General features: G+C 53.4%; 9 protein-coding genes. 6 read left to right on the top strand and 3 right to left on the bottom strand.

Going from position 1 to position 8,949, the window contains the following annotated elements:
- On the top strand, positions 1 to 1,320 hold a 1,320-nt coding region (locus ACEW8P_RS24565), incomplete at its 5' end, for an FAD-dependent oxidoreductase (RefSeq protein ID WP_373515704.1).
- Here ACEW8P_RS24565 and ACEW8P_RS24560 read toward each other — a convergent pair.
- Positions 1,300 to 1,713: a group III truncated hemoglobin gene (locus ACEW8P_RS24560; RefSeq protein ID WP_373515703.1), complete on the bottom strand. Its 414-nt coding sequence runs from the start codon at positions 1,711 to 1,713 to the stop codon at positions 1,300 to 1,302. The genes ACEW8P_RS24565 and ACEW8P_RS24560 overlap by 21 nt on opposite strands.
- Positions 1,714 to 1,845: 132 nt before the next feature.
- Between ACEW8P_RS24560 and argB the strand changes: the two genes are divergently transcribed.
- On the top strand, positions 1,846 to 2,625 hold the full coding sequence (argB, locus tag ACEW8P_RS24555) for an acetylglutamate kinase (protein ID WP_373515702.1): 780 nt from the start codon (positions 1,846 to 1,848) through the stop codon (positions 2,623 to 2,625).
- Between the two features lie 387 nt (positions 2,626 to 3,012).
- Here the strand turns inward: argB and ACEW8P_RS24550 are convergent, their stop codons facing one another.
- The gene (locus ACEW8P_RS24550; protein ID WP_373515701.1) at positions 3,013 to 4,542 is read right to left on the bottom strand and encodes an FG-GAP repeat domain-containing protein; all 1,530 of its coding nucleotides are present in this window, start codon (positions 4,540 to 4,542) and stop codon (positions 3,013 to 3,015) included.
- Complete coding sequence (gene argH / locus ACEW8P_RS24545) at positions 4,539 to 5,876, bottom strand: argininosuccinate lyase (protein WP_373515700.1); 1,338 nt, start codon at positions 5,874 to 5,876, stop codon at positions 4,539 to 4,541. Before argH ends, ACEW8P_RS24550 begins: the two co-directional genes overlap by 4 nt.
- Positions 5,877 to 6,289: 413 nt before the next feature.
- On the opposite strand from argH, the gene ACEW8P_RS24540 reads away from it, so the two are divergent.
- From ACEW8P_RS24540 to ACEW8P_RS24525, 4 genes are read left to right on the top strand one after another with little or no spacing between them, the layout of a single operon-like run.
- Positions 6,290 to 7,120 (top strand): Fpg/Nei family DNA glycosylase, encoded by an 831-nt coding sequence (locus ACEW8P_RS24540; protein ID WP_373515699.1) that lies wholly within the window; start codon positions 6,290 to 6,292, stop codon positions 7,118 to 7,120.
- 45 nt (positions 7,121 to 7,165) lie between these two features.
- A complete protein-coding gene (locus tag ACEW8P_RS24535; protein WP_373515698.1) occupies positions 7,166 to 7,387 on the top strand; it encodes a hypothetical protein in 222 nt (73 codons plus the stop codon).
- A complete protein-coding gene (locus tag ACEW8P_RS24530) occupies positions 7,356 to 7,757 on the top strand; it encodes a type II toxin-antitoxin system VapC family toxin (RefSeq protein WP_373515697.1) in 402 nt (133 codons plus the stop codon). Before ACEW8P_RS24535 ends, ACEW8P_RS24530 begins: the two co-directional genes overlap by 32 nt.
- A 15-nt stretch (positions 7,758 to 7,772) precedes the next feature.
- Entirely contained in the window at positions 7,773 to 8,900 is a 1,128-nt protein-coding gene (locus ACEW8P_RS24525; RefSeq protein ID WP_373515696.1) for a P1 family peptidase, read from the top strand.
- Positions 8,901 to 8,949 lie beyond the last annotated feature (49 nt).

Here is an 8,949-nt window from a genome sequence, read left to right as displayed (position 1 = left end):
TACAATTTCCGCATTTGCCTCACGAGCGACCCCGCCAATCAAATTCCGATCACGCGCCCCGCCCGCTACGACTCCACGAAATACGAACTGCTGCTGCGGCAAGTCACCATCGAAAAGCCCGAACACATCAACTGGGGCGTGCTGCACATTGCCGACATGCCCAACCACAAGACCGACATCAATAACAAAGGCGGGCTGTCCACCGATATGATCGGGGCGAACCACAACTACCCCGAGGCCGATTACGACACGCGCCAGCAGATCGTGCAGGATCACGTGGACTACACCAAAGGATTCCTCTATTTCGTGGGCCACGACTCACGGATGCCCGAACATCTGCGCAAGCAAATGCTGGAATGGGGCTACCCCAAAGACGAATATGTGGACAACGACCACTTTTCCCCTCAACTCTACATCCGCGAAGCGCGGCGCATGAAGGGCGAGTACGTGATGACACAGCACCACTGCGAAGGCGAAGAAGTGGCCCCGGACGCCATAGCCCTGGCCGCCTACAGTATGGACTCGCACAACTGCCAACGGCTGATGGTACCCAACCCAGCCACCGGAAAAATGATGGTGCAAAACGAAGGCGACGTACAGGTACATGGCTTTGGCCCCTACCCCATCAGCTACCGCGCCCTCACGCCCAAGCGCACTGAATCCACCAACCTGCTCGTTCCCGTGGCTCACTCGGCCAGCCACATCGCCTACGGCTCCATCCGCATGGAACCCGTGTTCATGGCCCTTGGTCAGGCAGCGGCCACGGCGGCAGTGCTGGCAGTGGACAACAATACGATGGTGCAGGAAATCGACATCGCTGCATTACAAAACAAACTCAAAAACGACCCGCTGGCCGACGGCAGCATCCCCGAAATCCTGCTCGACAACGATGTGACACCGCAAGCCGTCGCCCTGACTGGCAACTGGCGCAGCGAAAAAGGAGGTGGTAAGTACGCCGCTTCGCAGTTGGTGGACGATTCCAAGGGCCAGGAAAGCAAGTCGGTGCGCTATACCCCCACGATTCCTGAAAATGGCAAATACACGGTGTACATCTTTAACCCCTATCCGGGCGCAGGTGGTGTGAATCCTGCCCAGTACGACGGTAAGACGACTGGAAAAGCTACCCGCACGAATCTAAAAATCAAGGCTGGAAAGACGACGAATGATGTCGTCCTCGACACCCAAACTCAGGTCAACGAGTGGATAAAGGCCGGAACCTACAAGTTTGCAAAGGGAGGAGAAAACTTTGTGGAGATATCAAACCAGAACGCGGACGGCACCGTCGTGGCCGACGCCGTGCTACTCGTTCCGGTGAAGTAGGGAAGTATTCGTACCCGCGTTGATTTGCCCGATCCGATGCGCCATCACCGCCGCGATGTTCATGGCCCGCATTTTGGCTTCGGCCGCTTTTTCGCCTTCGAAGAGCTCATCTACCGTATCATAAAAAAGTGCCAGCCAGGCATCAAAGTATTCGGGCCGGAAGGGATGCGTCTCGTTCAGTTTGAAGTGCGGCGGCATCGGGCGGCCCCGGTAGTTTCCTGTTCCAAACAGAATCCCCTCCCAGAAATCATACATTTTGGGCAGGTGCGTGTCCCAATCGACGTTCGCTACATCATTGAAAATTGGACCGATCGTGGTGTCGTCGTGTATTTTGTTGTAAAAAGTATTGACAAGATTTTCTACGTCGGCGCGGGTAGTTATATTAGGGAGCATGGGTACTTTTGGGGTAGTTAGGGGCTGAACTTCTAACAGGTTCTGGTCTCTTTTTCGTTCGTAAACCGTTTATGACCTTCGTCACAGGCAGTTTGCATTTGTAATTTCATTCTTCCAAAAAGAAATTTTCTCTTGAAATTAACCCTCGTAAAAATCGGCGGCAACGTCATCGATAACCCCGACGCCTGCGCGGCTTTCTTGCAAGCTTTCGCCCAACTCGAAGGCCAAAAAATCCTCGTCCACGGCGGCGGCAAAATCGCCACACAGACCGCCGCCCAACTGGGTATCGAAACCAAAATGGTCGAAGGCCGCCGCCGTACCGACCGGCCGATGCTCGACGTAGTGACGATGGTCTACGGCGGGCTGGTTAACAAAAATCTGGTGGCGCAGCTCCAAGCCAACAGCTGCAACGCCATCGGCCTCACGGGGGCCGACGGCGGGATTATCCGTTCCGTAAAGCGTCCGGTAAAGACAATCGACTACGGTTTTGTGGGCGACATCGAGCAAGTGAACGCGGGACAAATCGACGCCCTGTTGCAAAGCGGGCTAGTACCTGTCATTGCCCCGCTTACGTACAGCGCCGAAGGCTTGCTCCTCAACACCAACGCCGACACGATGGCCTCGGCTACCGCGGTGGCGATGGCGCAGAAACACAAGATGAACTTGATTTATTGCTTTGAAAAGAAGGGGGTACTTTCCGACCCGGACGATGACGACGCCGTTATTTCCAAATTAAATCCCGCCTCCTACGCAGACTACAAGGAAAAGGGAATCATAAACAAGGGCATGATTCCCAAGTTGGACAACGCCTTCGCGGCTTTGCAATCCGGCGTGAGACGCGTGACGATTTGCCACGCGGAGGATTTGCTGGACGCCGTCGAGGAAAAAGCGGGGACGGTACTTGAAATTTGACGCTTTTGAACGACCACGCGGAAGAAACTAGGGATGAGGCGGACCACAATTAGCCTTCTCTATTAATATTTTTTAATTTTGAGAAAAGCGCGATTCATCTTTTCTCGAAAAATGATTTTAAAAACAGCCAGGTACTTTCTCATTAGTATCACCGTCGTTTGCGCGACCGCCGTGACGGCTCTTTCCCAGTCCATTACTTTACTTCTTGAACAAGAAAGCAGCGTACGACGCCATGTTATCTTTACCTGGTTTCGGTAGTGATTTGCAAGATGCCAAGGGTCGTGTTTGGTGGGTCGCCCCCTGATTCTAATTACTCAGTAAACGAAAAGCCGGACTGGAAAAACTAGTCCGGCTTTTTTTATTTCATGAAAAACAAAGTACCTACCACTACCGCAGCGTATTCTCCAACACAACTATCCCCTTGTTCTCCGTCTTCCAGCGCTCGAGATACTTTTTCGGCGTGGGCGTGATCGCCAGATAAAACGACCCCAGCAGTATATCCAAATCTCCGTCCTGATCTACGTCGGCGGCATCCATCGTGAGCCAGCGGCCCCGGTTAGCGTCGGGAAAAGTGCGGGACGTGAAGGTGTTGTTTCCTTTGTTTTCCAGATATACAAAAGACCGCACCGGATCGAGAGCAAAGTCGGGAAAGAAGGCAATAACTGCGATGTCGAGGTCGCCGTCCTGATCAAAGTCTCGGGCGAGGGCTTGAGTAGCACCATCAAGCGGAAAGAAAAACTCTTCCTCAAACTTATCCTGACCCTTGTTTATAAAAATCCTGATGCCGTGGTAAGGTTTCAAGGCATAGCTCTTGTCGCCATTATCGCCGTTGACGTAAAGGATATCAAGCTTACCATCTTTATCAAAATCCACTAACTCAAAGTAGCCCGAACCATAAACGGGCGGAAAGCGCAGCAATACTTTCTTGGCAAAATTCCCTTTGCCGCCGTTAAGATACACGGCGATCTGCTCGTCGCCCTGCGCGTAGAGCGTCCACAAATCGGGACGACCGTCGCCATCGTAATCTTGCCAGTAGGCCATGCGGGCACCGGGTCGCTCTTCGATCACGTATTTGGTCATCGAGTCGGTCGCGGTGGCGGCGTACCAGGCTAGTTTTCCGGTATAATTCCCGTATTCACAAACAATTACATCTTTACGGCCATCCTCATTTACGTCAGCGTAAGTGGCCTGCACGGGACGTTGCAAATCGCCCACCACCCGTCGGCCACGCCAGTTTCCGTCAACTTTTCTGATAGAGAGTAAGGCACCGTTATGCTCGTCATTGGGATCCATATAGCCCATGCTAAGTAAACTCCACTCGCCGCCCGATTGCGACCGAAAATCGGAGAAGGGGCTCTCGAAATTGAACAGAGAATCTACCGCCTGCAACTTGGGGTTCAGGACGTGCATCGCTCCCGAACGGTGGCTGGTCCAAATCTGCCGACTAAAAGGATCGTAACGCACCGCCGTGACTGTGGCCTGTACCGGACTGAGGGTGTTTTTCACCCGAAAACCAGGCAGTGGCTGCAAAGTATCTTGCCGGGGTCGCGGCAGGGTTTCGGGGGCATTGCGCACGTAATATTCCACGATGCTCGCCCACTCCTCTTCGCTGACTTGGGGCTTTTTGGGGAAGACGCCAAGTTGCTCGATGCGCAACTGAGCTTCGTAGTTTTGAAAAAAAGAAGAATCCTCTTTGACGACCTGCAACCCCAGCCGGGGAGCCATGTAAGGTAGTGTACTTTCCGACCAGGTCTTTTTGTCCAGCAACGAGGGCTCGGGAAAAATATGGCAGCCCGAACAATGCTGCCGGGCCAGTACCTCGCCGTTGGGTTGCTGCCCGGTACCGCACGACCAGTACGTCAACGCACCGACCGCCAGCAAAACGGTACTTGACCAAATTCTCTTGAATGAAATCACGCTTCGAGTAAGTTCTGAAAAGCCTTTTGTACTTTATCAAACTCAAAACGCGCCAGTTCGTTACTCATGCGATCGCTTATTTCGGCCAGGTTGAGATTTCCGATGCTGCCTTCGTGGGTATGTTTCAAATTTCGCGGAGGGGCATAAGTGTCTTCTCCAATTTCCTTCCCGACTTGGCGATACGCATCGCGAAACGGCACACCCTGCATCACCAACTCGTTCACGCGCTCGACGCTGAACAGCAAGTCGTAGCGACTTTCGGCCAGCAGGTTGGTCTTGACCTTCATATTTTCCAGCATGAAAGCAGCCACATCCAGGCAGTCGAGCATTTCGTCGAAGGCGGGCATCAGAATTTCCTTCAAAAGCTGCATGTCGCGGTGGTAGCCTGAGGGCAGGTTGCTCAGTACCAGCGTCACTTCCATCGGCAGGGCTTTCAGGCGATTGGTTTTGGCGCGAAGGAGCTCGGCCACGTCGGGGTTTTTCTTGTGCGGCATAATGCTGCTGCCCGTCGTGAGGGCGTCGGGCAGCACAATGAAGCCAAAGTTCTGGCTATTGTACAAACACACGTCCATCGCCAGCCGCGACACTGTGGAGGCCAGTGAAGCCAAAGCCGTCAACGCAGCCTGCTCGGTGCGGCCCCGGCTCATTTGAGCGTAGACGACGTTGTAGTGCAAACCCTCGAAGCCCAAGAGTTCAGTCGTCATCGTCCGATTCAGCGGAAACGACGAACCGTAGCCCGCGCCCGAACCCAGCGGGTTGCGATTGGCCAGGCGGTAGGCCGCGTTGAGTTGTACAACGTCATCGATGAGTCCTTCAGCGTAAGCCCCAAACCACAGCCCGAACGACGACGGCATAGCAATTTGCAGGTGCGTATAGCCGGGCAGCAAATCATCATTATGCTGTTCGGCGCGGCTTTGCAGGACTTGGAACAGCTTATCAGTAGCTTGTACGACCTGTGTCAGGCGTTCGCGGACGTAAAGTTTCAAGTCCACCAGCACTTGGTCATTCCGCGAGCGGCCGCTATGGATTTTCTTGCCCGTGTCACCGAGTTTGCGGGTGAGTAGTAGTTCCACCTGCGAGTGGACATCTTCTACGCCTTCCTCAATCGTGAATTCTCCAGCCTGGGTAGTTCGGTAAATGGCCTTGAGTTCGTGCTGTAAGTCAGACAGTTCTGCTTTAGTCAAAAGACCGATGGATTCAAGCATGGCGGCGTGGGCGAGGTTGCCCAGAACGTCGAATTCGGCCAGGTGCAGATCCAGTTCGACATCGCGGCCCACGGTGAAGCGTTCTATTTTTTCAGAAGTGACGGTGTTTTCTTTCTGCCAGAGTTTCAAGATAGCGGTAGTTTTCGGATGATGGCCAAAGTTCGGGAGGTTTTGGGGATTATCCGAAAGCTAAGCCCAAACGCCACCTTTTAACCGCAGAGCGACACAGCGACACAGAGGGATTTTATTTTCAAAAAAGCAACTACTTCCCATAATCTCGCTCTTATTTTTCAACCCCGATAGTACCTTCCGATAGCCAGTAGTACTTGCGTCCGCCAAACTCTTCGTAGAGCAGATTTTCGGGGATTTGTTCGGTGATCTTTTCCATAGCTCAGCCTTTTCTTCAAAGATAGTTATTTTATGAAAAATGAGTAGGGCAGTTTGTTACCTACCCTATCTGGTCGGCTTGTTTGTCCGCTAACCTAATTACCAACATAAAGAGCCCTTACGCAGTTTACTCATCCTGACTCCAATCTCGAATAATGCCCGAACTACCCGAAGTCGAAGGCTACCGCCACTACCTGGAAGCCACCTGCCTGCACCAACCCATCGAAAACATCGACGTCGAGGACACCAAACTCCTCACGACCGATTACGCCACGCTGCTCGAAACGCTACGCGGCGCGTCCTTCACGGGAACGCGGCGAGTGGGCAAAAATCTGTTCGTCTTCACTGACCAGCCGGGCGTAACCGTCAGGATGCACTTCGGAATGTCGGGTAGTTTGGAATACTACCACAGTTCGATCGACCGTCCGCGCCACGCCCGCATCGTGTTTTACTTCCGGGGCGGGTTCAATCTCGGCTTCGTGTGTCCGCGCAAGTTTGAGCGCGTGGGGTTGGTGGAAGACGTTGAGAAGTTTTTAAAGAAAAAGAAAATTGGCAAAGACGCGCTGGAATTAACGGTGGAGGATTTGACCGTCGCGCTGGCTAACCGGAAATCCGTTATAAAATCTACCCTGCTGGATCAAAGTGTGGCGGCGGGCGTAGGCAACTGGATCGCCGACGAACTGCTTTTCCAGGCCAAAATCCACCCCGAAAAACGCGCCAACGAACTTACGCCCGAAGAAATCACGGCCCTGCGCGACGCCATTCAACTCGTGCTGCTGACGGCCATCGAAAAGGAAGCCCACTACGCCTACTTCCCCGAATCATTCCTCATCCACTCCCGCGCCTGGGACGCCTCGCCCTACGGCGACGACACCGAGCAGCACCTGCTTTGCCCACGCGATGGTACCCCAATCGAAATCATCCGCGTCGGCGGCCGGACTACTTACTTCTGTCCTGAATGTCAGAAGCTTTCCTCTGAGTTTTGAAGTCAGTGAAAGGAAAACAGTACATTCGTAAAAAATGCAGATGCTATGACGACCGAACAGAAAAAAATTGCGGCCATAAGTAAAATCGCTGATCTACAAAATGAGCGATTGTTAGACGAAGTGACCCGATTGCTTGAAATAAGTTCGCGCGACTCGTTACCTGAGCCGGGATGGGCAAAAGGAATCATCACGTCTGTGTCAGAAGATTTTGACGATTTCATTCCACCAGGTTTCAATGGCGAAGATGAAGATAAATTACTTAATTGATACGCACATACTTATCTGGTACGGGGAAGGGGATCGGCGTCTGAATCCTTCAATTTTTGATGAAATGAGAAAACCTTCCAGCAAGGTATTCATCAGCCATGCCACTTTCTGGGAAATAACCATAAAGAAAGCTCTTAGAAAACTTGAATTTTCAGCGCCCGTATCCAGGTTTCGAGATTTAGCTACCGAATACAGTTTTCAGATTTTCAGATTCAACCATTATGAAAGACTCGAACTACTCCCCCACCACCACAACGATCCGTTTGACCGAATGCTAATCGCGCAGGCAATCGCCGAAGATTTTACCATAATCACTCAGGATAAAAAATTCGCTACGTACGAGCATCAGGTAAAAATACTTTGGAATTGACTCCTCCACTTTCTCATGAAATTACTTTTCCCTTTCCTCCTTCCTGCTTTCCTCCTTTCCTCCATTATTTCAAACGCCCAACCCCGCCCCCGCGAACTGAACATAAAAATCGGCGTCCTGCCCACCGGAACTAACAACGCCATCACCGATGTGGCGGGCGTGAAAGTTGGGCAGGTGACGCTTGTGCAGGGGCAAGACGTCCGCACGGGCGTCACGGCCATTCTGCCGCACGACGGCAACTTGTTCCAGCAAAAAGTCCCGGCGGCGGTGTACGTCGGCAACGGCTTCGGAAAGTTGGCGGGCTCCACGCAGGTGGAGGAGTTGGGTACTTTGGAAACGCCCATCATTTTGACCAATACCCTCAGCGTCCCGACTGCCGCCGACGCGCTGCTCGACTGGACACTCGGGCAGACGGGCAACGAAAACGTGCGCTCGGCCAATCCGCTCGTGGGCGAGACCAATGACGGTTACCTCAACGACATCCGGGGCCGTCACGTCACGAAGGAACACGTGTTGGAAGCCATCCGAAAAGCGCAAAGCGGCGCGGTGGCCGAGGGAAACGTAGGGGCCGGAACGGGTACCGTCGCTTTTGGCTGGAAGGGCGGCATCGGGACTTCGTCGCGCAAACTGCCCGAAAAACTGGGTGGCTACACGGTGGGGGTGCTGGTACAGAGCAATTTTGGCGGCGTACTGCAAATCGCCGGCGTTCCAATCGGGGAAGAGTTGGGCCAGTATTCTTTTAAAGAAACGCTGGATAAATCGTCGGATGGCTCGTGCATGATGATCATGGCGACCGACGCCCCGCTCGACGCACGCAACCTGAAACGCCTGGCCAAACGCGCCATCATGGGCCTGGCCCGCACGGGCGGCATCGCGTCCAACGGCAGCGGCGACTATGTCATCGCCTTTTCCACCGCTTATCGCGTTCCGCACGATGCCGCCCAGCCCACGGCAGCGGTGACGCTGCTGCACAACGACTACGTGTCGCCGCTTTTCCTGGCGGTGATCGAGGCCACTGAGGAAGCCATCGTCAACTCGCTTTTTGCCGCCAGGACTACCGAAGGAAATCAGGGCCACAAAATTCAGGAACTGCCCCGCGACAAGGTACTTGAACTAATGAGGAAGTACGGGCGGGTAAAGTAGGACATTCAGGGTTTTCCCAGGTTTTGTTCTACTCTTATTTTTACGATTC

The organism is Persicitalea sp. (assembly GCF_041751555.1).
Taxonomy (GTDB): Bacteria; Bacteroidota; Bacteroidia; order Cytophagales; family Spirosomataceae; genus Persicitalea.
This window is presented reverse-complemented; position numbering and strand designations above follow the sequence as displayed.